The following is a 23,897-nucleotide window of genomic DNA, read 5'->3' on the forward strand; positions in this document are numbered from 1 at the left end:
AAGGAGCGAATGGAACGTAAATGAACTTTCAAGTGGACTTTTTATCTTTTTTTGTAATTCAGGTAGACGGAAAAGAAGGACAGGGTGGTAAGTCCTACAAGCATTACGCTACGATGGATGACTATGATTATGACGAAAGCGATGTTAAAAAATTTCTGGATGGGGAATTTGCCCGCATTAGCAAGCGGAAGGTCGAGAAAAATCCGAGCACAGAGCAGGCACCGACCAAAATTGGCCGCTTTATCGTCGAACCGGAGCATGAACTGAGCAGTAATCCGAATTTCAATATGTTCGCCCGGCTGCGGGCAGCAGAGGATAAGGAAGATTTTAAAAATGCCTGCGACGATCTGGTGCGGATGTATCTGGATACGAGCGCGGTACGCGGCGGAGCGTTGATCATTGTACAGGCTACCTTGAATACACACTCCGATGATCCGTTTATTTTTGTGCTCAAATGTGATTTTGAACCTAAAATTGCCAGGATTACCGAAAGCAGTCTGGTCAGTGAGGTCGAAATGGCCATTTCAGCCCGTAATATGAAATCCATCATGTATCCTTACATGCTGGAGGAGGGGATGAACGATGAGTGGGAGCTTAAAATTCACCAGTCCTCGCATGCCCGGTATTTTGAGAATTTTCTGAAATTTGTGACCTATGAGCAATCCATGCCGGAAATCGTCAATGAGCATGTCATGGGCTTCGTTCAGAACTATGTGGAAACCAAATGGCCAGATGCTTCTAATGAGGAAAGACAGCAGGAAGAACGTGAACTGGAGCTTTGGGCGGCCAGTGAAAAGCGGGATTTGCAAGGAAAATGGGAACCTCTTCAGGTCGTAGAGGCTGCACAGCATATTGTTGAGCTAAGGCCGGAAATTGAAGTTCGCTTCAAGCTGGATGATACGGCTGTGCGTGGACTGCTGTCCGACTTTGGGGCCAAGCTGCATATTACGAAGCTGCACGATAGATACGCGCTTATCATTGAAGGCGACGCATTTACGTTTGAAAAAGGCTTTTCACCGATTGAGCTGCTTCAACCTGAATCGTTCGACACGGTGGCTGAGCGGTTGAAAGAGAAGCGCCAGCAAGAAGACGAGTTTGCCGATGGCGACACACCGCCTTGGTAATTCCTTTTTAATAAACAGCTTTGTCTAAAGAGAAAGTTAACCTGCAATTTTTTAAGGAAATTCGAACAAGCCAGTTCCCTTTTCAGGGAAACTGGCTTGTTCAGTTAAATGGCTATACGGAACCACTACTGGTAGAGCATGACTATTTGCTTAATAAGAAACAAAAGCTCCGTTTATGGAGGCCAGCTAGCTCTTTCAGTCTATCGTTTCACTGCGCCCAGACTACAAGTTGAGTTTACTGATTTGATCTTTCAGCTTGTCCGCAGATTGATTCAGCCCTTGACGTTCCTTATCATTCAGTGGAAGATCCAAAATTTCGCGTACCCCATTGTGATCTACAATACTCGGGACACCCAGGTAAACGTCAGACACTCCGTTATAATCTTCCAGCAAAGTGGACACATTAAGTACCGACCCTTCGTCTCCCAGAATGGCGGCTACGATACGGTCGAGAGCCAGCCCGATGGCGTAAGAAGTCGCGCCTTTGGCATCTATAATTTCATAGGCTGCATTTTTGGTACTTTCAAAAATCTCATTTTTCGTTTCTTCACCCAGCTCCAATGGAGTTCCTGCGATGTTGGCCATGCTCCATACAGGCAGCTCGGAATCGCCATGTTCTCCAATAATATGGGCGTGGATGCTGCGAGGATCAATGCCCTTTTGCTTACCGATCAAATAACGGAAGCGTGCGCTGTCCAGCAGCGTACCTGAACCGATAACTCTGCTCGAAGGCCAGCCACTACGTTTCCAGGAGATGTAGGAGAGAATGTCCACTGGATTGGTTGCGATCAGCAAAATGCCGTGTGTGTTGACCTTGACGATATTATCAATAATGCTTTCAAAAATTTCGGCATTACGCTTGAGCAGATCAATGCGTGTTTCTCCCGGTTTTTGTGATGCGCCCGCTGTAACAATGATGATATCCGCATCACGGCAGTCTTCATAATCACCCGCCCACACTTTGACACCGCCGAGAAAGGGAAGCCCGTGATTCATATCGAGCATTTCCCCCTGCGCCTTTTTGACATTAACATCAATAAAGACAAGTTCTGACATGCGTTGGCGTAGCAGGAGGGTGTAACCGGTCGTTGTACCGACCGCTCCCATGCCGACAATGGCCACTCTGCTTCGTTTGTAAGGTTTTAAGCTCATAAAATCCTCATCTCCTTCTCGGGTTGCATACCTTTTCATTTTTTAATAATACAAAATTTATCTTTCCAACTTAGTTTACCGTATATGTGCCCTTCACTGCAAAGAAATATGACATTTCTCCTTGACTTCAAACAGGGACTCGCTAATAATTAATCGAATGACAGAAACACACACTAAAGCGTTGCAGTAGCAATATTAGCGTAGGACATTATGGAAAGAGGATTATGATTATGGACTTATTTCGAAAAAAGACAGGGATGCTCCCGCATGGAGAAAACGGAACGACGGGTCACTTGAAGAGAACGATGGGTGCCTTCGATCTGACTATGCTGGGTGTAGGATGTATTATCGGTACCGGGATTTTTGTGATCACAGGCAAGGCAGCAGCGGAAAATGCGGGTCCTGGCCTGATGATCTCCTTTGTTATTGCAGGAATTGCCTGCGTGCTGGCAGCCTTGTGCTATGCAGAGCTTTCATCTACGGTTCCCGCTGCCGGTAGCGCTTATGCGTATAGCTATATTGTGTTTGGGGAAATTCTGGCCTGGGTACTGGGTTGGGACTTAATTTTGGAATACGGGGTGGCGGCCGCCTCAGTGAGCAGTGGCTGGTCTGCTTATTTTCAAGGTTTGCTGGCTGGGTTTGATATACATTTACCACTGGCTTTAACCGCAGCCTTCGATTCAGCCAAGGGAACCATTATTGACCTGCCTGCTGTGTGTATTATTATGTTGATCACACTGCTGCTGAGTCTCGGAGCCAAGGAAACAGTCCGATTTAATTTCATTATGGTTTGTGTCAAAGTCGGAGTTGTCCTGCTGTTTATCGGGATCGGAATTTTTTATGTTAAGCCTGCTAACTGGACACCGTTTCTACCCTATGGTTTTTCCGGTGTTTTGAGTGCCGCGGCAATCGTATTTTTTGCTTACTTGGGTTTCGATGCCATTTCAACGGCAGCAGAGGAGGTACGTAATCCACAGCGGAATATGCCAATTGGTATTATTTCCTCGCTTGCGATTTGTACGGTGCTGTATATAGCGGTTTCGGTTGTACTTACCGGAATGGTGCCTTATACGCAGCTAGGGGTAAATGATCCTGTTGCGTTTGCTTTGCGCTTTATCCATCAGGATTTTGTGGCCGGACTCATTTCTGTCGGTGCGATTGCCGGGATGACCACGGTTTTACTCGTACTGTTGTATGGTCAAACACGGTTAATTTTCTCGATGTCGCGTGACGGTCTGTTACCGGTATTTTTATCTAAAATCAGTCCTAAAACTCAAACACCAATCCGAAGCACTTGGCTGGTCGGAAGCATCATCGCATTGGCTACTGGATTTTTCCCATTACATGCTCTGACGAACCTGACGAGTATTGGAACCCTGTTCGCTTTTGCCGTTGTATCGGTTGGGGTGATCGTTCTGCGTAAGAAACGTCCCGATCTGAAAAGAGGCTTTACCGTGCCTTGGGTCCCGTTACTCCCGCTTTTGAGTGCCCTGGTTTGCGTCGGTTTGATGCTTCAGCTTCATATCAGCACATGGATTGGATTTATCGTTTGGCTTCTGCTGGGTCTGCTGATTTATTTCTTCTACGGATATCACAAAAGTTTGTTAAACCGTAAATCCTAATTTGTCTGAATGTTAAAAAGCCGGCATCCTGCACTTATGTGGAGGATGCCGGCTTTTTGTATGAGTGCGCGAAAAGTGTCACTTAGGGTCGTTTATGGTATAATTCTGTTTCAGATAAGCTTGTGGCACGGGATTACCGCATGCCATCGAGGGAGGATCTTTATATGAAACTGCGCTGGCGTGCGCTCCTGGGGGGAGTATTGCTGCTGACAGGTATCTTGCTGTCCGGCTGTTCTTCCGAACCCGCAGAAACCGTAACCAAACCTCCGGTTGAGGAACCGGATAACCAGGGACAAACGATAACTATTAATCCACCATTGACGCCGAAGGTGGGTGATCCCAATGCCAAATATGTAGTTCAGACACGAATAGCTGATTTCCATCTGATTGATAATACCAAAGGTTTCGTTTGGGGAGTTACTCGTAATGAGCTTCGGCTCTATTATACGCATGATGGTGGGAATACCTGGAATAATATTTCTCCTTCCGAAAACGTTCAATTTCAAGACAAGCTTGAATATGGGAAGGATATTAGCTTTACCGATTCCCGGCATGGATGGGTTGTCCGTCAAAATCTGGACAAAACCGCAACCGTCATCCTCAGAACCGCTGATGGGGGACAGAGCTGGGATATTTCAGCGCTCCCAAGCGGGGAACATGTGAGCGCGATACAATATGTAAATCCGTCTACCGGATGGATTATGGCGTCTACAAACCTGAATGAGCAGGATCAACAAAAGCTGTTGTATCATACCACTGACGGAGGGGCGACATGGAAGAAGGTTGCGCAAAGTTCTGGCATGTCATCCAATAAGTCAGGCTCGGGCCTGCCCGATCTGGGCAGCATGGCGGGAATGAGCTTTGATGGCAACAAGCAGGGGTTTGTTGTGATTAATCTGGATAGCAGTGTTAAGCTTTATAAGACTTCGAATCAAGGGAAGACTTGGACCCCGGTAGCCAGCAAGATGCAGGGTTGTCCTCAAGCAAAAGCCGAAGCTCCGCAGTCTTTTAAAGGAAAAAGTTCCTCGTATTGGATTCCTGTTCTCTGTTATTTGGACAGCGGTACAAAGTATAGCGGACTGTTTACTGCTGATGCAGGCATGCAATGGAACAATGTGTCTTTGGGGCTGAGCAGTAAAAGAAACTCCGTTATTCCCGGCCGCACTTTTCTAAATGATAAGGAAGGGTGGACCGTAACCCCAACCGGAATGAACCGAACGATGGACGGGGGCAAAACGTGGACAATCCTTACTGGCAGCAAAGTATTGCCATCGAAGCTTCAGGATTACCCGCGAGCGGTCAAGCTCCGTTTCGCTTCTTCCACGGTAGGGTGGCTGCTTCTAGAACGATTGGACGACAAGAAATCACTGTTACTTAAAACGACAGATGGCGGTGCCAACTGGAGGATCCTATAACCTTCGCCAGGACGATTGCCCTGTGCTTTTCCCCTAATTTTTCACGTCCTCAAAAGGCCATGCAGATACAGGGAAGAGGCACAGGGCTTTTTATTTTTAAAAAATTTAAATTTTATACGACATTATGTGAAAAAAATCACAATCTATCGAATGAGCCGCTGTTATACTGAACCTGTAAACAACGATAGGAGTGATAATCATGAGAGCGAATCAGGATCATATGTTAACCCAATACTACCTTCAATTTTGTTACACTTGCCAAGATGCCTACGGTTGCACGACTGAAGAGGATTGTAAGCAATGTGCAGAGCGTTACGCCGAAACGGAAGAAAATGAAGTTCTGGATGAGACACAACGTTATCTCCAGCTTGTACATGTATAAACAGATGCATTATTCTGATATCGCCATATGTTGAGCCTCCCGGATCATTCCGTGGAGGCTCTTGGCGTTCTTGAGGGTTGCTATCAAATTTGGGCAGGAACGTACATATACTATTACAGAAAGCTTAGGTCATGTGAAGATGCCCGGCCGTTTCCCTGTGGAATGCCTGGCGGAGAGGAGTGCGGTGCATGGGATTTGAGTCATTATGGATGTTCGATTGGCTGGGTACGGTACTGCCCGTATTTTTCGTAGTCGTGTTGGGTATTGTCGTACTGTCTGCGGGCAAGGAAGTCATGGAATGGAGCCGGAATAAAAGGCAGCCTGTATTGACAGTCGGTTCCCGAATTACGGCCAGAAGGACACATCTCCAACAAAGGCGGCAGGAGGAACAAGGGACTCGTACCTATACTTTCTATTATGTAACTTTCGAGGTGGAGAGTGGCGACCGGATGGAGTTTAAGGTGAGCGGGGAAGAATATGGTCAATGTGCCGAGGGAGATGAGGGGCGACTTACCTTTCAGGGTACACGGTACATCGGGTTCCAGCGTCTTAATCGCTATAGCTTGGAACAGGTTAAAATGTAGACAGCAGCTCACTCTCCCATTCATTCATGGGCAGCCTCCTGCAATACAACAGGCCAGGGGGCTATTTTTTTGTCTTTTTTTTCGCTGTCACTGTCACCCATTGGGCATTTGTACCATACGATACGATATATGATTGAGCAGTAAGGAGGAGAGACGTTGGCTGTTATTAATGTCAACTCAGGGGATGTAAGGACACTCGCCCGGCTTATGCGGGCAGAGGCCGAAGGAGAAGGAGAGCAGGGAATGCTCATGGTCGGCAATGTCGGAGTTAATCGGATTTTGGCCAATTGTCTGGATTTTCAGGGAATTCGCCTCATGAATGACATGGTGTTTCAAAGTCCCGGCGGATTTGAAGCTACGCAAAAGGGGTACTTCTATCAAAGAGCTCGTGACCGTGACGTTCGTCTTGCCCGGCGTGTCATTAATGGGGAGAAAATCCGCCCGGCTTCGAATGCATTGTGGTTTTTCAGACCTTCCGGGGAATGTCCGGGTACCTGGTATAACCAGACTAACACCGGCCGTTACAAGGCGCATTGTTTCTTTAGTCCAACTGCACAGGATTGCCCTGCCGTCTATTAAAGCGTAATAACATGAGTTTGGATGATTTAAAACCATTTTAGGAGGAATTTACATGATTTCACAGCAAGCTTACCGTCCTGTCTCTTATCCTGCTGGCGGCGGGTTTCCCGAATGGCCCCGGTTGGCTCCAATGGGAACCATGCAGCCCATCAGCACCTTTCCCCCTCAAGTCAATAGCGGTAGCGCAATGACACCGACTGGCACGGTGGTACAGACTCAGACTCCACAATATGAGCAATCTTATATTGAAAATATTTTGCGCCTGAATCTGGGCAAAACGGGTACTTTTTATATGACCTATGAAAATAACCGGGAATGGAACGCGAAAATTTTCAAGGGTATTTTGGAAGCGGCTGGTCGCGACCACATTATTATCAGTGATCCTTCTACTGGAAGACGCACCATTCTGTTGATGGTGAATCTGGACTATGCGACTTTTGATGAGCCGCTGTTGTACCAATATCCTGGCGTCATGGGTAATCCGGGCTCGTCCCCGGTTCGCTGATGTCTTCATATATAGTTTTTCCCCCAATCCTCTGCCTTACGGCGGGGGATTTATTTTACTTATATTCTTTCTCAAATATAGTAGCTTCCCTTGTGGTAAGAGGCGGAAAATGGCGATTTCCGGTCAAAATGACCGCGTTAGCCGATTTTTCTGACATACCTTGCGGATTGACTGTGTAGTGTATAACTATATAATTAAATATAAGCTGATGAATGGATTCGTCATTCATGCGAAAATATGGCTTGTGAAAGCCGGAAGGAGTGATTGTGTTGGGAAGTTGACGCTGCTTATGATGTGTTATCGTTCTGTCTATGATGAAACTATCCGAAGGAGGTGCGCCTGTCTGCCGTAATGACGGCTGATGGGGAGCATATTGAGTGACCCTTTACCGAGTATGTTTAACTTATTTATTGTTTTTGCATTAGTATTATTAAACGGTTTTTTTGTATCTGCAGAATTTGCAATGGTGAAAGTCAGAAGCAGCCGTATTGAAGCATTGGTAGAGGCGGGTAACAAAAAAGCCGTATATGCCGCGAATATGTTACACAATTTGGACGCTTATCTGTCTGCCTGCCAGTTGGGCATTACACTGGCTTCGCTGGGACTGGGGTGGATCGGAGAGCCGGCCATTGCACATTTGATCGAACCTGTATTTACCGCCGCTGGGCTAGGACCAGTATATGTACACGGTACTGCCGTGGTCATTGCATTTATTGTAATTACGATTCTGCATATTGTGCTGGGTGAATTGGCGCCCAAAACGATAGCCATTCGTAAATCTGAAACCATTACGCTGTATTCGGCCATGCTGATGACTTGGTTTTACAAACTGATGTATCCATTCATATGGGCGTTGAATGGCATGGCGAACAGCCTGCTGCGTTTATTCCGTCTGGAGCCGGTATCTGAATATGACGATTCTGCGCATACGGGGGATGAAATACGCATTCTGATGAAAGAAAGCAATAAGAGCGGACTAATTGATAATACGGAATTGGCGCTTGTTGATAATATATTTGATTTTACTGACACGACCGCCAGGGAAATCATGATTCCGCGTACCGAGATGATCTGTTTGTACAGCAATGAGTCCACAGAGGAAAATCTCGCGATTGCGATGGAGAGTATGAGAACGCGTTATCCAATCTGTGCCGAGGACAAGGACCATATTATCGGGTTTATCCATATTAAGGATCTTTTGCGGGCGAACAAACTGGATACCCGTACGATGATCCGTCCGATTCTTGCCGTTCCTGAGTCTACGCAAATTAGTGATTTGCTCAAGCGCATGCAGCGTAGCAAGACACAAATTGCGATTCTGATTGATGAATACGGCGGTACTTCGGGCATGGTGACGCTGGAGGATATTATGGAAGAGATCGTTGGTGAAATTCAGGATGAGTTCGATCAGGAGCGTCCGGGTTGTGAGCAGATTAATGACGAGGAATTTTCCATTGACGGTATGCTGTTAATTGATGAAGTGAATGATCGCTTTGGACTGAATCTGGATCATGAGGATTATGATACAGTAGGGGGCTGGCTATACTCGCATGTTGAGGTCATCCCGCCACAGCCGGGTCAGTCTGTAGAATTTGAAGGTTGTCAGTTCGTTGTAGAAGAAATCGAGAACAAGCGGATTTCACGTATTCGGCTGTTGAAGCAGCCAATCCTTATGGAGGAAGCCGGAGTCTCGTAAATCAGGATTCACCAGATAAAAGAATAGACATTCTGTAGTTGAATAATCCTTGAAGCGACCCTTGAACAATATAGGGTCGCTTTTTTGATGTTGGCTTCTTTACACATAAGACATGAATTGATATGATGTCTGTATTATTGTCAACCTATATAAATTTATTAGGTTGACAATTAAAAGAGGGATTTATCCTGAGAAACTTATCTGTTCACATACTCATTTAAATCTGGGAGGTACAAAGTATGAAATGGTCTAATGAGGTCACGGATTGGTACTCGCTGGCAGAAAAAGCGATCCACGGCAGCAATTTGACGCCGGAAGAAGGATTGGCGGTGCTGGAAGCGGACAATGATGAAATCTTACCGATTATGCAAGCTGCATTTCGTGTGCGTCATCATTTTTACGGTAAAAAGGTAAAACTCAACATGATTATGAATGCCAAAAGCGGCCTGTGCCCGGAGGATTGCGGCTATTGCTCACAATCGATCGTATCCACGGCACCTGTCAGCAAATACAGTATGCTGGATAAGGAGTCTTTGCTGGCCGGAGCCCGTGAAGCGTTAGCAAGGAAAGCAGGAACATATTGTATCGTAGCTTCCGGCAAGGGTCCAACGAATCGAGAGCTGGATCAGGTAATTGAGGCGGTACAGGAAATTACCAGTACGATGCCACTTAAAATTTGTGCGTGCCTGGGGATTCTCAAAGGAGATCAGGCACGCCGGTTGGCAGCGGCGGGCGTCCATCGTTACAATCACAATTTAAATACGAGCAAGGCCAACTATCCGTCCATTACAACCACACATACATACGATCAACGTGTCGAAACGGTTAAAATGGCTCAATCTCACGGGATGTCACCCTGCTCCGGTGTGATTATCGGAATGAGGGAAACGAATGAGGAAATTGTCCAAATGGCTTATGCTTTACGAGAACTCGGTGCCGACTCCATTCCGGTTAACTTCCTGAATCCGATCCCCGGAACCCCGCTGGAAGGAACAAAGCGCACATCTCCGATCAGAGCATTAAAGGTACTGGCGCTGTTTCGGTTCATCTGTCCATCCAAGGAAATTCGTGTCGCAGGCGGACGGGAACTGAATTTGGGGACACTGCAACCCTTATCTCTGTATGCAGCCAATTCGATTTTCGTAGGAGATTATTTGACGACAGATGGACAAGAAGTCACAGCCGATCATCAAATGATTGAAGATCTGGGGTTTGAAATTGAGATGTGTGCCCTTTCAGCCGTATAATAGGAGTTGTACAAACTTGGAAGGGAGAGTTGAACGATGAGTGAAAAGGTATTTATTAGTCCAGGTAAATATGTGCAAGGGAAAAATGTGATTGATAAAACGGGTGAATATGTCAAGCCTTTAGGTCATACTGCTCTGGTTATTGCCGACAAGCTGGTATGGGGTATCGCAGCCGACCGGGTAGTGAAAAGCCTGGAACAGGCGGGGATTACTTCGATTAAGGTGGAGTTTCAAGGAGAAGCGTCCAAAAATGAAGTGAACCGTATTGCGGATCAGGGACGAAGCGGGCATGTCGATATTGTCATTGGTGTAGGCGGCGGCAAGACGCTGGATACCGCCAAGGCGGTTAATGAGGCGCTAGGTTCCTCAGTTGTGATTATTCCAACGACAGCCTCCACGGATGCTCCGACCAGTGCGTTATCTGTCTTGTACACGGATGAGGGCTCATTTGATACGTATTCTTTTTTCAGTAAAAGTCCAAGCTTGATCCTGGTCGACACGAAGGTTATTTCCCAAGCACCGCCATTGTTCCTCTCTTCCGGCATTGCGGATGCGATGGCAACATGGATTGAAGCTCGTGCGGTTATTGAGGCTCGGGCCACAACGATGGCTGGTGGCTTGCCAACCTTGGCAGCCGAAGCGATAGCGGCCAAGTGCGAAGAGGTTCTATTCGATTACGGACTACAGGCTTATGAATCCGTGAAGCGCAAAGTGGTTACACCTGCGCTTGAAGCAGTGGTGGAAGCCAATACGCTGCTGAGTGGCCTGGGATTCGAGAGTGGTGGATTGGCAGGCGCACATGCGATACACAACGGTTTTACCGTGCTGGAAGGGGATATTCATCATCTGACGCATGGTCAGAAGGTCGCCTTTGGCACCCTGGTACAGCTTGCGTTGGAAAAAAGACCTTTGGCCGAGGTGGAACGATATATCGATTTTTATCTGAAGCTGGATCTGCCCGTCACACTGGAGGATGTCAAGCTCCAGGAAGCCTCTCGCGAAGATCTGTACCGGGTAGCTCAGGCTGCGACGAAAGAAGGAGAAACCGCTCACAACCTACCATTTGCAGTAACGGCAGACGATGTGCTGGATGCGATTTTAGCTGCCGACCAGTATTCTCTTGCTTACAAAGCTAAAATTGGACATAAGAACTAACACCAATACAATATGAAATACACGAAGAGGTCGCTAACAAGCGGCCTCTTTTCCATTATTTAACTTGCAGCTATGAAGAAAAAAGGCTCCTCCGCATGAAAGCGGCGTGAGCCTTTTTTATCATTTTAGATCGCCCAATTTCCTTTGCGGAAGATGGGCTCCTCAGTACCGTCCTCGGTGACGCCGTTAATGTCCATTTCACCTGAGCCGATCATAAAATCGACGTGTGTCAGACTGGAATTCAGGCCGTTGGCAGCCAGTTGCTCCTGAGTCATGTCCTTGCCGCCTTTGAGGTTAAATGCATAGGCATTACCAATGGCCAGATGGTTAGAGGCATTTTCATCAAACAACGTATTATAGAACAAAATGTTCTTATCCGAAATTGGGGACTGGTGAGGCACAAGAGCGACTTCGCCCAAGTAGTGAGAGCCTTCATCCATTTCAACGAGATGCTGAAGAGTCTCCAAACCTGTTTCAGCCTGCACATCTACAATGCGCCCGTTTTCAAAGGTCAGTGTAAAGTTGTCGATAATATTTCCGCTGTAGCTGAGCGGTTTGGTACTGCTTACTTTGCCGTTCACTCCAGTTTTGAGCGGGGCAGTAAACACTTCTTCGGTAGGCATATTGGCTACGAAGGTGTGTCCCTGCTGATTGACGCTTTCGGCTGCAACCCACAGGTGATCTTTAGCCAATTCGATGGTCAGATCAGTTCCTGGGGCCAGATAATGCAGCTTTTTATAGCGTTTGGCATTCAAAATATCTGATTTGCTGGAGAGTGTTTTCAAATGCTCTTTCCAAGCTTCTACCGGATTATCAAGATCTACACGCACGGTGCTGAAAATGGCTTCCCACAGCTTATCCATTTGTTCGGAAGCTGGCAGATTCGGGAATACTTTGGCAGCCCACTCCTCAGAAGGATAAGCAATCAGAGCCCAACTGAATTTATCGGCCATTTGAAGTTCACGGTATTGGCGCAATTCATGTGAACGTACACGTTGGGCCGCAGTAATTCGACTGGACGGGATGCCTTGAAGCAAATCCGGATTTTCTGCTATGATATGCAGTACTGCTGCGCCGTTCTCGACCTCTTCGGTCATTTCGGCCGCGTACCATTTGGGGGGAATATTAAAAGTCTCATCAGGAGCCAGTTCATACTGTAGTCGAGTGATGGTTTCGTCGCTCCATTTTACCTTAACCAGCTTGGCTCCGACGGTATACGCGGATTTGACAATAAGCCGCACAAGTTCAGCGGACAGGATGGGAGCATGAACGATAAGTGTTTGTCCAGGCTGGACATTAGCACCCACTCGAACGGCTAACTCGGCATATTTATGCAATTTTTGTTGAAAATCTGACATGTAACTTTCCTCCATTTCACGAAAAGGCCCTTTATAAGGCTTGGGGTTGCCTGCGCAGTTTTTTTTGCAAATTCCACACACAGCTTATATATTGTACAATGTAACGAAAAGGTTCACAAATCGGTTTTGGTACATTTTGGTGAAAATGAAAGGGCGGATAGATGAATGACTGATCAAAATGCATCTCAGGAAGTAAAGGAAGTACATATTCAACAGGCACAAATGACTAGAGATGAGAATGGCGCATACTTGGGTCAGGTCGTGTTTGGAGTAAATGGACAGACTTCTGTATACGAAATTACGTTCCATAGCAAAAGGGGCAAGGAGTGGGATTACAGTCTTCATTTTGCAGGCGAGCCACGGGTAGAGGAAGAGATGCTGCGTATGGATGCCTGGATTGAAGAAAATGATGATTTGTTTGATTATTTGCTTGATGCGGCTTGGAGTAAATTACCCGAGTAATGTAAACATGGTCTATTTTCGTGACAAGCGGATTATATTTAGCAGTGTCCGCATAATGCATAATCTACCAGCATGGGGGAAGCCTATAGGTCGATAATGACAGCAAATTCCATGTGAATGGGGAGGATGACGGTTTGGCAAATCATCTGTTCACCGAAGGAATGACGGCAAATGAAGAGGCTGCTCCCGATCTTCTGAGCTTACGGACGCTGTTTGTAAATGTGTGTTTTATCGGGGAGCCGGGAAGCCGATCCTGGGTACTGGTGGATACGGGGATGGCGGGGTTTACAGACTCGATTATTCGCTTGGCTGAGGAACGGTTCGCTGGCCCTCCCGTTGCTATTGTGCTCACTCATGGGCATTTTGATCATGTGGGATCGGTCATTGAGTTGGTCCAGCATTGGGGTACCCCTGTGTATGCGCACCCGCTGGAGCTTCCTTACTTGACTGGGATGAAGGATTACCAGCAACCTGATCCCAGTGTGGGTGGAGGTCTGCTGTCGAGCGTTTCCTTTTTATATCCCAATGATGCCATTGATCTGGATGATCGCATCACCCGTCTGCCAGAGGATGGCAGTGTGCCCGGTGCGCCCGGTTGGAGGTGGCTGCATACACCTGGACATACGCCGGGTCACATATCGCTTTTTCATGAACGCAGACGGTTGCTGGTAGCCGGAGATGCTTTTATTACCGTAAAACAGGAATCGGCGCTGGCGGTTTTTTTACAGGAAAAAGAAATACACGGTCCGCCTGCATATTTTATGACAGATTGGCAGGCTGCGCAGCGGTCGGTAGAACTGCTGTCCGGTTTAAAGCCGGAGATTGCCGTTACGGGACACGGTCACTACATGCAGGGAAATGAGCTGACGACCCAGTTGGAACGACTGGCGGAGGATTTTGAGTACACAGCTGTACCCAAGCAGGGGCGCTTTGTGTAGTGACGTGGAAAGGACGATGCCTTACGGGGCATCGTTTTTTTGTGTTGGCATGGAATTTTTTTGCTCAGCATGGTATAGTCAAGCCAAAAGCTAAACGCTTTCATTTACCATCGTCATTCATCAAGGAGGATTTTTGATGACACATCAGCATGCTGCAATTGGTGACCTTTATTATGGAATACCGGCAATTCGCCTTAAATTCGGGCGTTATGAAGCGGTAGCCCTGCCGGGAAACGGCGCAAATCTGATTTCTTTTCGTGACAATGAGACGGGATATTCATTTCTTCGCGAGCCGGAAGCTGACAGCATTGAGGCTTTTAAACAAAGCCCGTCAGTCTATGGGATTCCTTTCCTGTATCCTCCGAATCGGTATGAGGATGGCCAATTCCTGTGGAATGGAGTTACATATGAACTGCCCATCAATGAAACGGCGACCCACAACCATTTGCACGGTTTTTTACACACCGTCCGGTGGGAGGTTGAGGACTACGGATCTGGAGAACAGGGCAGCTATGTGGTAATGAATCAGCGTGTGAGGGAAGGACATCCCATGTTCCGCTATTTGCCGTTCACCTTTACCATCAAGCTGACGTACAGTCTGGACGAATTTGGGCTGCATCAGCGTTATGTGATCCACAACGAGGGTGATCAGCCGATTCCAAACCTGTTTGCCTTTCACACGGCGATTCGGGTTCCGTTCGTACCGGATAGTTCGCCGGAAGACTACAAAATTAAGGTTACTATCGGTGAGCGTCGGGAGCTGACAGAGCGCTTGTTAGCCACAGGACAGTTCCAGCCATTGTCACCGGAAGAGGAACTGCTGAAGACAACGGGAGTGAGTCCCTATTTTGCATCGATGGACAATCATTACACGGCAGCTCCACAAAATGGACGTAACTATATGGAGCTGACGCACAGCAAGACAGGTGCTACCCTCGTATACGATGTAGGCACGGCCTATAAGCATTGGATGATCTGGAATAATAAAGCGAACAAGGATTTTATCTGTCCTGAGCCGCAAATGAACATGATCAATGCGCCGAATCGTCCGGATTTGCCGGCGGAGGATATCGGGCTGATTGCACTTGCTCCGGGTTATATTTTTGAAACAACCAGCCGCTTATATTGCGTCATACCGGCACAATCGAAATCTTAGTCTTACTATATTTTATTGAAATAAGCCTGTATCGTATCCAACGGTGCGGGCTTTATTTTGTTGATGGGAAAGATGGAGAAGACAAGTATTACAGGCAGAAGCCTGATGAGGTGAGGAAGGGAACATGAAAAACAGGTTGCAGGATGTCAAGCCGCTATAGTATGATACGAAACAGGAGATGATCAGATGAATCAGGAAATGGTGCCTTTTCAAGCCGTCAAACGCAAGCAAATCGCCGACGAAGTGGCTGAACAGCTACAACGAAAAATTGCTACTGGTGAATGGGATGTGGGTACAAAAATTCCGACAGAGCCTGAGCTGATGAAGCTTTTTGGAGTAGGGCGTTCCACGGTGCGTGAAGCGGTCAGCGTTCTCGTACATGCCGGTCTATTAGAGAAAAAACAAGGACACGGAACCTTTGTCTGCCAACCGACGACTTCCCAGGAGCCTTTGGATTACCGACTGAGCCGTGCTGAAATTATTGAGGTCTATGAAGTACGGAGTGTGTTAGAGTTGGAAATTGCCAGGCTGGCTGCGTTACGCCGTAAGGATGAGGATTTACGCTTGATGCGCGAGGCGCTGGATCGTCGTGCCGTGACATTGGCCGCTGGAGATTTGAACGGGTATCTGGATGCGGATATTACTTTTCACTTGGCTGTTGCCGGAGCTACACGTAATAAGGTGCTTACGGACGTATATCGCAGCTTTGTAGAGGCGATTCGTAAGGCGTTGAAAAATCTCGTAACCGATCCGGCGATGCAAAATCCCTTTACACTTCAGCATGAGAAGATATATGAGGCGATCCGAGATCAGGATGCCAAAGCTGCCGAGCTGTACAGCATTCAGCATTTGGATGGCACCAAGCTGGAGCTACAAAAGCATATGGAACATTCATAATTTTTTTTATTTTCAAACATCAGATGATCATATGAATAAAATGATTCGTAAATCTTTTATATCGAGCATCTCCTAAAATAAAACCAAAGGTGGTATCTGTATGCGCAAAATATGGGTGTTGGACACAACATTAAGAGATGGAGAACAAGCACCAGGAGTAAGCCTGACCAGCACAGAAAAGGTCGAAATTGCCCTTCAACTGCAAAAATTGGGCGTAGATCGGATTGAAACTGGTTTTCCGGCTACCTCGCCAGGTGAGATATTCAGCATGCAGGAGATTGCCAAACAGGTTACTAATTCAACCTTGGTTGGTTTTGCTCGGTCGAAAGAGCAGGATATAGATGCAGTCAGAGAGGCGCTGAGGGGAGCGGAGGACGCTTGTCTTCATCTGTTTCTGGCTACCTCACCCATTCACCGTCAGCACAAGCTGCGAATGGACAAGACGAAGGTACTGGAGACGGCAGCCGCAGCCATTCGTTATGGGCGCAAGTATTTTGACAAGGTGGAATTTTCGGCGGAGGATGCCAGCCGTACCGAACTGGACTTTATTTGCGAGGTCGTGGATATGGCGATCCGTGCTGGAGCAACAGTCGTCAATCTGCCGGACACAGTGGGTTATGCTTCGCCGGATCAGTTCGGTGAAATGTTCAGAATCGTAAAAGCCCAAGTGCCCGGCATCGAAAAAATACAACTCAGCACCCACTGTCATGATGATCTCGGCATGGCAACAGCTAACACACTCGCGGCCATCCGCAACGGTGTAGATCAATTTGAAGGCACAATCAATGGCATCGGGGAACGTGCCGGAAATACACCAGTGGAAGAGGTCGCGCTGGCTCTTGATACCAGAACCGAGCTTTATGATGCGCAAACCAGTCTGGTTCTGGAGGAATTGTATGCCACCAGTCGCCTGGTGAGCAAACGCACAGGGATGCCGGTACCGGGGAACAAAGCCATAGTTGGAGCCAATGCTTTTGCCCACGAGTCCGGTATACACCAGGACGGGATGCTGAAGGAGCGTACAACGTATGAGATCGTACTCCCCGAACGCATCGGCTTGAAGACAAGTAAGCTTGTACTTGGCAAGCACTCGGGTCGGCATGCGTTCAAGGAAAAGCTGGCGGACATGGGGTTTGATGCTTTGACAGAGGAGCAGCTTCAGGAGGCGTTCCGTAAATTCAAAGCCTTGACGGACAAGAAAAAACAGGTGCTGGATGAAGATCTGCTCGTCCTGATGGATGAGAGCCGCAGTGTCTTGCCTCAAATTTACACGCTGGATTCCATCCAGGTATCGTATGGCAATCAGTCGGTTCCGGTAGCGTCTATTCGACTGATTAAACAGGATGGAACAGCTATTGATGAAGTGGCGATGGGAAACGGCTCCGTCGATGCAATTTTTCATGCTATAGACAAGGCCAGTAGTGAAGAAGTAGAATTGGAGGATTATTCGATCCAATCTGTAACGTACGGTAAGGATGCACTGGGTGAAGTGCATGCTGTTCTAAGACAAGGAGAGTACACCGCCCGCGGAAGAGGCGCAAGTACAGATATTTTGGAAGCCAGCGCCAAAGCTTATATCGACGCGCTGAATAAGCTGCTGGGCAGAAAAGAAGTTCGGACCAAAGGCAATATCACCATTAGCTGAACCCAGGAGGCTTGGCTTGTAGTTAAAGATACATTCCTCCTCTGGCCTAATCGTAAAAAAGCGCTTGCAAAATATATGATAACCTTTGAAATTTAATGTATAATAGACAGGGAAGTCACCATGTTTTGTCTGAATTACATAGGCCAAGAGGAGGAAATGAGTTGAACTACCGCATCGAAAAAGATACATTGGGTGAAATCAAAGTACCGGCAGATCGTCTGTGGGGAGCGCAAACACAGCGCAGCAAGGAAAATTTCCCTATTGGCTCGGAGAAAATGCCATTAGAGGTTATTCAGGCTTTCGCAGTGCTCAAGAAGAGTGCAGCGATCAGCAATTATAAGTTGGGCAAGCTGTCACAGGAGAAGCAGGACGCCATTATTTATGCGGCGGACGAAATTCTTGCTGGGCGGGTCGATGACCATTTCCCATTGGTCGTATGGCAGACAGGAAGCGGCACGCAATCCAATATGAATGTGAACGAAGTGATTGCTCATCTCGGAAGTCAGTGGCTGCAAGAGCAGGGACAGGATGTGAAACTGCATCCCAATGATGATGTGAACATGTCGCAAAGCTCGAATGATACGTTTCCGACGGCGCTTCATGTAGCGGGTGTCATTGCAGTGGAGGATCGCTTGTTGCCTGCTATAGATAAGCTAAAAGAAACCTTCCAGCAGAAGTCAGAGCAATTTAAGGATATTATTAAAATTGGACGTACCCACTTACAGGATGCCACGCCGCTTACACTGGGTCAGGAAATCAGCGGCTGGTATGCCATGCTGGATAAAAGCAAGCGAATCATCATCGACACCGTTCAATATATGAAGGAGCTTGCGATTGGCGGTACAGCCGTGGGCACGGGTATTAACGCTCATCCGGAGTTCGGTGACCGAACCTCTGCGGAAATCTCCAGCTTCACCGACAAAACGTTCACGTCCGCACCAAACAAATTCCATGCGCTGACGAGTCATGATGAAGTGGTTGCCGTACACGGAGCCGTTAAAGCGCTTGCTGCTGATTTGATGAAAATCGCCAATGATGTTCGCTGGCTGGCAAGTGGCCCGCGTAGCGGCTTGGGTGAAATCACGATTCCTGCTAACGAGCCGGGCAGCTCGATCATGCCGGGTAAGGTCAATCCGACCCAGAGCGAGGCACTTACGATGGTCGTTACGCAGGTCATGGGTAATGATGCAGCTATCGGCTTTGCTGCGAGTCAGGGTAATTTTGAACTGAACGTGTTTAAGCCGGTCATTATTTATAATTTCTTGCAATCCGTGAATCTGCTAGCGGATTCAATTGTAGCCTTTAATGACAACTGTGCGGTCGGCATTGAGCCGGATCTCACTAAAATTGAGCACAATTTGAACAATTCGCTGATGCTGGTGACAGCATTAAATCCGTATATCGGATATGAAAATGCGGCTAAAATCGCTAAACTCGCGCATGCGGAAGGACTGTCTCTTAAAGAAGCGGCTCTTCGTAGCGGACTGCTGACCGAAGAACAGTTCGACCAATATGTCGTACCGGCGAATATGATTCAGCCCAAAGCATAAAGCGCGGAGCTTTCGCAGCCCAAGCTATATAAAACATAGAAACCAGCTCATGGAGTGCGGATTAGCACAGCTCATGAGCTGGTTTTTTTGATTATATATATTTTTTTACCTAAGATTAGTATTCTGTGTGATTTGAGGGTATATAGAAAGAAGACGAAAAAATGAACATCTATTTTCAAGATAGGAGAAGCCGTCGTATGGAACAGACAACTGTTATTAATTTTATTGCACTTTTGCTGTCCGGCTTGCTGCTGGTTGGCGTACTGACTACCAAATTTTCCAGTCGTTTCGGCATGCCCGCGCTCGTATTGTTTATTGCCGTCGGCATGGTGCTCAGTCAGTTTATTTATTTTGATAATGCGTTTATTACGCAGTTGGTGGGAATTCTCGCGCTCATCGTTATTTTGTTTGAAGGCGGGATGCAAACGAAATTTGCAGATGTTAAGCCAGTCATTCGGCCTGCGATGTCACTATCGACGCTTGGCGTCATGATTACAACTGTGGTCATTGGCGTTTGCGCCAAGTTTATTTTGGGCGTGAGTTGGATGGAATCCATGCTGTTCGGAGCTATTGTAGGATCGACGGATGCGGCAGCAGTGTTTTCCGTTTTAGGTGGTAAAAACATCAAGAAACGAATTACGTCCACGCTGGAAGCGGAATCCGGAAGTAATGATCCGATGGCCGTTTTCCTCACAGTAACGTTGATTGAGCTGATACATCATCCTGAGCAATCCATTTGGGTACATATTTTGCTGTTTTTATGGGAAATGGGTTTTGGTCTGGTCGTTGGTTTTGTGCTCGGACGCATAGCTGTATATGCCATTAATAAAATGAATTTTGATTCATCTGGTCTGTATCCTGTGATGGCGCTGGCATTTGCGGTCTTAACGTATGCAGCCGCATCCTTACTGGAGGCAAGTGGCTTGCTGGCGGTATATGTCATGGCCATTGTGCTGGGTAATTCAGACCTGACCTACAAGCGCTCTATTATTCATTTTAACAACGGCTTCGCCTGGATGGTACAAATTATGATGTTCGTCCTGCTCGGGCTGTTGGTTTTTCCCGATCAGTTGCTCGGCATTGCGTGGCAAAGCTTGGCGCTTTCCTTCATCCTGATGCTCATAGCCCGTCCGCTTGGCGTGTTCCTGAGCCTGCTTTTTTCCAGGTACTCTATACGCGAGAAGACACTGTTATCCTGGGCAGGATTAAGGGGAGCGGTACCGATTGTACTGGCTACCTATCCACTGCTGGATGAGATGGATGTGGGGCCGCTGTTTTTCAATGTCGTATTCTTCGTCGTGCTTACCTCGGCCATTATACAGGGTACGACCATTTCGTGGCTGGCGGTGAAACTCGGCTTAATGGACCCTAACGAAACGTCATCACCCTCGCTTTTGGAATTGGTATCTCTAGGGAAAACCACATCGGAGATCAATCACATTCAGGTTCAGGAGGGGATGTCTATTGTGGACAAAGCGATTCAGGATATGCAACTTCCCGATGACATTTTGTTCACCGCTATTATTCGAGAGGAGCAAATTATAGCTCCGAGAGGCACAACGGTGATTAAGCCGGGGGATACCTTGTATGTGCTTAGTCCGAAGCTCAAGCGCCAGCAAATGAAAGAACTGTTCATGCTGCTTGAACCGGAGGCCGCACCGTAAAAGGGATTGCAACGGCAACGAAACGGGTTCCTAACAAACGTAAACTTTAACGTAATTTTCCTAACAATCCTTCACATTTGATGTGGAGGATTGTTTTATGGTGTTCTTTTTCGGTATGATGAATCTGTTAAAAAATTGACACTATCATTCTACAAAATTAGTTTATGATATTGTCGTTAGATGTCGCTGCCGATAGGTTACCCTCTGAGGATAAGAATCAGCAGTATGGCTGTCCTGAAAAACAAACTCTATCAGCTCATAGAGAACGGTTATATTCAAGGCAGAAGTCAGCATACAGGAGAGATGACGAATGAAACCGGAAGTCTTGCCACAGCGTGCAACAGCCCGCAGGCAGAAAAACAAAAAAAAGAAACGAAAAGGAAAATTCGGTCGCTTTATGGCGCGGCTTTTTATTGTACTACTGATCGCAGGAGTCGGGGGCGGCGCGTGGCTATTTTTAACGCCATCTGGCAAGGACATGCGCTACTTGGCGGCGGATACGCTGATCACAACACAACATCGTCACTGGGCAAAATATTTTATTGGTGAGGCGGAGGCGCAGAAACGAGTGGCCGAATATTCGGCCCGTTTCGAGCAGATGGGTGAGGAGAAGGATAGACATACGATCAATCTGCCTGATTTGACACCGACCAAGGTCCAACAAACGCCGCTGGTTGAAGTAGAAGAGGTATCCGGTCGCAATTATCATGGCTATGTGATGACGGTGCATGACCCAACTAAAATCAGACTCGGGATTCCTGCCAATGTAGGTAAAGGAGAAAGAGTATCCAGTATGGTAGAGCGCTTGGGAGCCGTTGCAGGCGTAAATGGCGGCGGCTTTGCCGATCCCAACTGGAATGGGAATGGATTTAAGCCGATCGGCGTTGTTATTTCACAGGGCCAGTTATATTACAATGATATGGGGAAAAACGCTTCTGCCCAAATCGTAGGTATAGATAAGCAGGGGAAAATGGTGGCCGGGCATTATTCACTGTCTGAGTTATCCAAAATGAACGTGCAAGAAGCGGTTACCTTCCAGCCACGCTTGATCGTGAATGGTAAAGGTCTCATTCGCAATGCAAGCGAAGGATGGGGAATTGCTCCCCGTACGGCAATGGGGCAAAGAGCAGACGGCGCGATTATTTTTGTGACCATCGACGGTCGTCAGCCGGGTTACAGCATCGGTGCCAATTTGTATGATATGCAAAACATTTTACTTAAACACGGAGCGGTTATCGGTGCTAATCTGGATGGTGGATCATCGACCGTGCTCGTCAAGGATCATGCCATTGTCAATAAACCTTCTTCTGAATACGGCGAGCGGTATTTACCGACAGCATTCCTCGTATTTGAGCATCCAGAGAACGTAAGTATCCCTAACATTTGGGAAGGTATGAATCCTGGAGACATTGACGCAGCCAAGAAAAGATAGAGTTGGACTTGATAAGTGAGAAACATATAAAAAGCGCGTACCGTGGAAGCGAAAAATGACTTCCCGGTACACGCTTTTTTTGGATTCTATTAAGCGTCATTCTCTGCTTCGAGAAATACGGAGATCAGAATGCGAGCGTTGCTTTCTCCCACGTTTTTGACATAATGGGGAATGGCTGCTCTCCAGCTAAAGGAATCTCCTGCTTCGAGGGTAGCCGACTCCTCACCTTGCTCCACATATACCGTGCCTTCCATAACAAAATGAATCTCATCGCCCCCATGAGCATGCGCTTCTTCCGTGGATGAGCCTGGCGGCATGTCCACCAGCATCATTTTGACGTTACCCTGGTCCCCCAAATGGTCAACCTGAAGCTTATTTTTACCATAGACCGTTTTACGTCGCTCGTCCTTGCGAATCACCTGCATCCGTTCCTCTTCTTTGAGCAGCAGAAAAGCGAGGGGCACCTTAAGTGCATTAGCGATGCTGTCCAGTGTAGCAATGGACGGGGAGGTTTTATTGTTTTCCACTTGACTCATAAAACCTTGAGATAATCCGGTTCGTTCGCATATTTGCTGGATGGATAAATTTTTACGTTTACGTGCGGCGCGTATGTTGCATCCTATACCCATAGAGGGTTCCTCCTTTAAAGAAATATAATGTATACTAATTTATTATTTATCATACCAAATATTTTGTTGACAGACTATAGTTTCTTATGATAAATTCACATTACAAAATAATTATTCCTATTACTAATAATTTGAGTTTGATTCGTACTTATATAAGTTACAGCTTAGAGCAAGATCATTTTATTTTTTAACCAAATTATTAGTAATATAAAATAATTATTAATATGTGCTCATACGGGTGCGAAAAAACATTCAGAATGGAGAGATAAATATGAGTTCAGCAAGCAGAAACATTTCTACAATTATGCGGGTGGCGTTGGGTATCTTGTTTTTGGCGCACGGAATTGCTAAATTTCAAATGGGGCTGGGTAATGTAGCTGGCTGGTTTTCCAGTATTGGTGTTCCGGGATTTTTGGGTTATGCCGTTGCAGTAATTGAGTTAGTCGGAGGAATTGCTTTAATTCTTGGATTGCTTACCCGTTATGTATCTGGACTTTTTGTTATTGTATTAATCGGTGCAATTTTCACAGCAAAATTGTCTGGCGGTCTGATGGGTAATGGTCAGGGAGCAGGCTATGAGCTGGATATTGCCTTTATTCTGGTAGCTCTGCATTTGGTATTTGCGCCGACGACTCGTTTGTCTCTGGATTCTTTGTTTAGCCGTCGTACTTCAACAGAACAATAATTTATAATTAGCGTAGTCCT

22 protein-coding genes are annotated in these 23,897 nt (G+C 46.9%); 19 read left to right on the forward strand and 3 right to left on the reverse strand.

The features are described 5' to 3' along the window. Positions 1-20 precede the first annotated feature (20 nt). Positions 21-1,124, forward strand: a complete 1,104-nt coding sequence (locus tag HPL003_RS20035; RefSeq protein WP_014281569.1) for a DUF3900 domain-containing protein — start codon at positions 21-23, stop codon at positions 1,122-1,124. Positions 1,125-1,346: 222 nt separating this feature from the next. Here the strand turns inward: HPL003_RS20035 and HPL003_RS20040 are convergent, their stop codons facing one another. Further along, positions 1,347-2,276, reverse strand: a complete 930-nt coding sequence (locus HPL003_RS20040) for an L-lactate dehydrogenase (RefSeq protein WP_014281570.1) — start codon at positions 2,274-2,276, stop codon at positions 1,347-1,349. A 230-nt stretch (positions 2,277-2,506) separates the two neighbouring features. On the opposite strand from HPL003_RS20040, the gene HPL003_RS20045 reads away from it, so the two are divergent. The 9 genes from HPL003_RS20045 to HPL003_RS20085 all read left to right on the forward strand — a co-directional run bounded on the left by HPL003_RS20045 (position 2,507) and on the right by HPL003_RS20085 (position 11,461). Next, the gene (locus HPL003_RS20045) at positions 2,507-3,898 is read left to right on the forward strand and encodes a branched-chain amino acid transporter BcaP (RefSeq protein ID WP_014281571.1); all 1,392 of its coding nucleotides are present in this window, start codon (positions 2,507-2,509) and stop codon (positions 3,896-3,898) included. 164 nt (positions 3,899-4,062) lie between these two features. After that, the gene (locus HPL003_RS20050) at positions 4,063-5,313 is read left to right on the forward strand and encodes a WD40/YVTN/BNR-like repeat-containing protein (RefSeq protein ID WP_014281572.1); all 1,251 of its coding nucleotides are present in this window, start codon (positions 4,063-4,065) and stop codon (positions 5,311-5,313) included. Between the two features lie 199 nt (positions 5,314-5,512). After that, positions 5,513-5,695: a hypothetical protein gene (locus HPL003_RS20055; RefSeq protein WP_014281573.1), complete on the forward strand. Its 183-nt coding sequence runs from the start codon at positions 5,513-5,515 to the stop codon at positions 5,693-5,695. A gap of 188 nt (positions 5,696-5,883) precedes the next feature. After that, positions 5,884-6,279, forward strand: a complete 396-nt coding sequence (locus HPL003_RS20060; RefSeq protein ID WP_014281575.1) for a DUF2500 domain-containing protein — start codon at positions 5,884-5,886, stop codon at positions 6,277-6,279. 156 nt (positions 6,280-6,435) lie between these two features. Further along, positions 6,436-6,858: a cell wall hydrolase gene (locus HPL003_RS20065; RefSeq protein WP_014281576.1), complete on the forward strand. Its 423-nt coding sequence runs from the start codon at positions 6,436-6,438 to the stop codon at positions 6,856-6,858. Positions 6,859-6,910: 52 nt separating this feature from the next. Next, positions 6,911-7,363 carry a spore coat protein GerQ gene (gene gerQ / locus HPL003_RS20070; protein WP_014281577.1) on the forward strand — a complete coding sequence of 151 codons (453 nt, stop codon included), beginning with the start codon at positions 6,911-6,913 and terminating at the stop codon, positions 7,361-7,363. Positions 7,364-7,757: 394 nt separating this feature from the next. Then, positions 7,758-9,059 carry a hemolysin family protein gene (locus HPL003_RS20075; RefSeq protein ID WP_014281578.1) on the forward strand — a complete coding sequence of 434 codons (1,302 nt, stop codon included), beginning with the start codon at positions 7,758-7,760 and terminating at the stop codon, positions 9,057-9,059. 239 nt (positions 9,060-9,298) lie between these two features. Next, on the forward strand, positions 9,299-10,306 hold the full coding sequence (bioB, locus tag HPL003_RS20080; protein WP_014281579.1) for a biotin synthase BioB: 1,008 nt from the start codon (positions 9,299-9,301) through the stop codon (positions 10,304-10,306). Between the two features lie 36 nt (positions 10,307-10,342). Next, complete coding sequence (locus HPL003_RS20085) at positions 10,343-11,461, forward strand: glycerol dehydrogenase (protein WP_014281580.1); 1,119 nt, start codon at positions 10,343-10,345, stop codon at positions 11,459-11,461. A 125-nt stretch (positions 11,462-11,586) separates the two neighbouring features. Here HPL003_RS20085 and HPL003_RS20090 read toward each other — a convergent pair whose 3' ends face one another. Then, entirely contained in the window at positions 11,587-12,819 is a 1,233-nt protein-coding gene (locus tag HPL003_RS20090) for an aminopeptidase (protein ID WP_014281581.1), read from the reverse strand. A 165-nt stretch (positions 12,820-12,984) separates the two neighbouring features. Between HPL003_RS20090 and HPL003_RS20095 the strand changes: the two genes are divergently transcribed. The 8 genes from HPL003_RS20095 to HPL003_RS20130 all read left to right on the forward strand — a co-directional run bounded on the left by HPL003_RS20095 (position 12,985) and on the right by HPL003_RS20130 (position 22,563). After that, positions 12,985-13,281 (forward strand): hypothetical protein, encoded by a 297-nt coding sequence (locus HPL003_RS20095; protein WP_014281582.1) that lies wholly within the window; start codon positions 12,985-12,987, stop codon positions 13,279-13,281. Positions 13,282-13,415: 134 nt separating this feature from the next. Further along, the gene (locus HPL003_RS20100; protein ID WP_014281583.1) at positions 13,416-14,219 is read left to right on the forward strand and encodes an MBL fold metallo-hydrolase; all 804 of its coding nucleotides are present in this window, start codon (positions 13,416-13,418) and stop codon (positions 14,217-14,219) included. Between the two features lie 136 nt (positions 14,220-14,355). Continuing rightward, complete coding sequence (locus HPL003_RS20105; protein ID WP_014281585.1) at positions 14,356-15,375, forward strand: aldose 1-epimerase; 1,020 nt, start codon at positions 14,356-14,358, stop codon at positions 15,373-15,375. A 186-nt stretch (positions 15,376-15,561) separates the two neighbouring features. Then, positions 15,562-16,272, forward strand: coding sequence for a FadR/GntR family transcriptional regulator (locus HPL003_RS20110; protein WP_014281586.1), 711 nt, complete (start codon positions 15,562-15,564; stop codon positions 16,270-16,272). A gap of 100 nt (positions 16,273-16,372) precedes the next feature. Beyond that, complete coding sequence (locus tag HPL003_RS20115) at positions 16,373-17,917, forward strand: 2-isopropylmalate synthase (RefSeq protein ID WP_014281587.1); 1,545 nt, start codon at positions 16,373-16,375, stop codon at positions 17,915-17,917. Positions 17,918-18,078: 161 nt separating this feature from the next. Then, complete coding sequence (gene fumC, locus HPL003_RS20120) at positions 18,079-19,467, forward strand: class II fumarate hydratase (protein WP_014281588.1); 1,389 nt, start codon at positions 18,079-18,081, stop codon at positions 19,465-19,467. 197 nt (positions 19,468-19,664) lie between these two features. Further along, entirely contained in the window at positions 19,665-21,131 is a 1,467-nt protein-coding gene (locus HPL003_RS20125; protein ID WP_014281589.1) for a potassium/proton antiporter, read from the forward strand. Between the two features lie 310 nt (positions 21,132-21,441). Further along, positions 21,442-22,563, forward strand: a complete 1,122-nt coding sequence (locus HPL003_RS20130) for a phosphodiester glycosidase family protein (RefSeq protein ID WP_014281590.1) — start codon at positions 21,442-21,444, stop codon at positions 22,561-22,563. Between the two features lie 89 nt (positions 22,564-22,652). Here HPL003_RS20130 and HPL003_RS20135 read toward each other — a convergent pair whose 3' ends face one another. After that, positions 22,653-23,192, reverse strand: a complete 540-nt coding sequence (locus tag HPL003_RS20135; protein WP_014281591.1) for a helix-turn-helix domain-containing protein — start codon at positions 23,190-23,192, stop codon at positions 22,653-22,655. A 271-nt stretch (positions 23,193-23,463) separates the two neighbouring features. Between HPL003_RS20135 and HPL003_RS20140 the strand changes: the two genes are divergently transcribed. Then, positions 23,464-23,877: a DoxX family protein gene (locus HPL003_RS20140; RefSeq protein ID WP_014281592.1), complete on the forward strand. Its 414-nt coding sequence runs from the start codon at positions 23,464-23,466 to the stop codon at positions 23,875-23,877. Positions 23,878-23,897 lie beyond the last annotated feature (20 nt).

Source organism: Paenibacillus terrae HPL-003 (assembly GCF_000235585.1).
GTDB lineage: Bacteria > Bacillota > Bacilli > Paenibacillales > Paenibacillaceae > Paenibacillus > Paenibacillus terrae_B.

Bases quoted from the DNA above. Each gene is read 5' to 3' on its own strand.
- HPL003_RS20140 (WP_014281592.1), top strand. From the start codon at position 23,464: ATGAGTTCAGCAAGCAGAAACATTTCTACAATTATGCGGGTGGCGTTG.
- HPL003_RS20135 (WP_014281591.1), bottom strand. From the start codon at position 23,192: ATGGGTATAGGATGCAACATACGCGCCGCACGTAAACGTAAAAATTTA.
- HPL003_RS20050 (WP_014281572.1), top strand. From the start codon at position 4,063: ATGAAACTGCGCTGGCGTGCGCTCCTGGGGGGAGTATTGCTGCTGACA.
- HPL003_RS20055 (WP_014281573.1), top strand. From the start codon at position 5,513: ATGAGAGCGAATCAGGATCATATGTTAACCCAATACTACCTTCAATTT.
- HPL003_RS20105 (WP_014281585.1), top strand. From the start codon at position 14,356: ATGACACATCAGCATGCTGCAATTGGTGACCTTTATTATGGAATACCG.
- HPL003_RS20095 (WP_014281582.1), top strand. From the start codon at position 12,985: ATGACTGATCAAAATGCATCTCAGGAAGTAAAGGAAGTACATATTCAA.
- HPL003_RS20115 (WP_014281587.1), top strand. From the start codon at position 16,373: ATGCGCAAAATATGGGTGTTGGACACAACATTAAGAGATGGAGAACAA.
- gerQ (WP_014281577.1), top strand. From the start codon at position 6,911: ATGATTTCACAGCAAGCTTACCGTCCTGTCTCTTATCCTGCTGGCGGC.
- HPL003_RS20045 (WP_014281571.1), top strand. From the start codon at position 2,507: ATGGACTTATTTCGAAAAAAGACAGGGATGCTCCCGCATGGAGAAAAC.
- HPL003_RS20040 (WP_014281570.1), bottom strand. From the start codon at position 2,276: ATGAGCTTAAAACCTTACAAACGAAGCAGAGTGGCCATTGTCGGCATG.
- HPL003_RS20090 (WP_014281581.1), bottom strand. From the start codon at position 12,819: ATGTCAGATTTTCAACAAAAATTGCATAAATATGCCGAGTTAGCCGTT.
- bioB (WP_014281579.1), top strand. From the start codon at position 9,299: ATGAAATGGTCTAATGAGGTCACGGATTGGTACTCGCTGGCAGAAAAA.
- HPL003_RS20075 (WP_014281578.1), top strand. From the start codon at position 7,758: ATGTTTAACTTATTTATTGTTTTTGCATTAGTATTATTAAACGGTTTT.
- HPL003_RS20130 (WP_014281590.1), top strand. From the start codon at position 21,442: ATGAAACCGGAAGTCTTGCCACAGCGTGCAACAGCCCGCAGGCAGAAA.
- HPL003_RS20125 (WP_014281589.1), top strand. From the start codon at position 19,665: ATGGAACAGACAACTGTTATTAATTTTATTGCACTTTTGCTGTCCGGC.
- HPL003_RS20060 (WP_014281575.1), top strand. From the start codon at position 5,884: ATGGGATTTGAGTCATTATGGATGTTCGATTGGCTGGGTACGGTACTG.
- HPL003_RS20035 (WP_014281569.1), top strand. From the start codon at position 21: ATGAACTTTCAAGTGGACTTTTTATCTTTTTTTGTAATTCAGGTAGAC.
- HPL003_RS20110 (WP_014281586.1), top strand. From the start codon at position 15,562: ATGAATCAGGAAATGGTGCCTTTTCAAGCCGTCAAACGCAAGCAAATC.
- HPL003_RS20085 (WP_014281580.1), top strand. From the start codon at position 10,343: ATGAGTGAAAAGGTATTTATTAGTCCAGGTAAATATGTGCAAGGGAAA.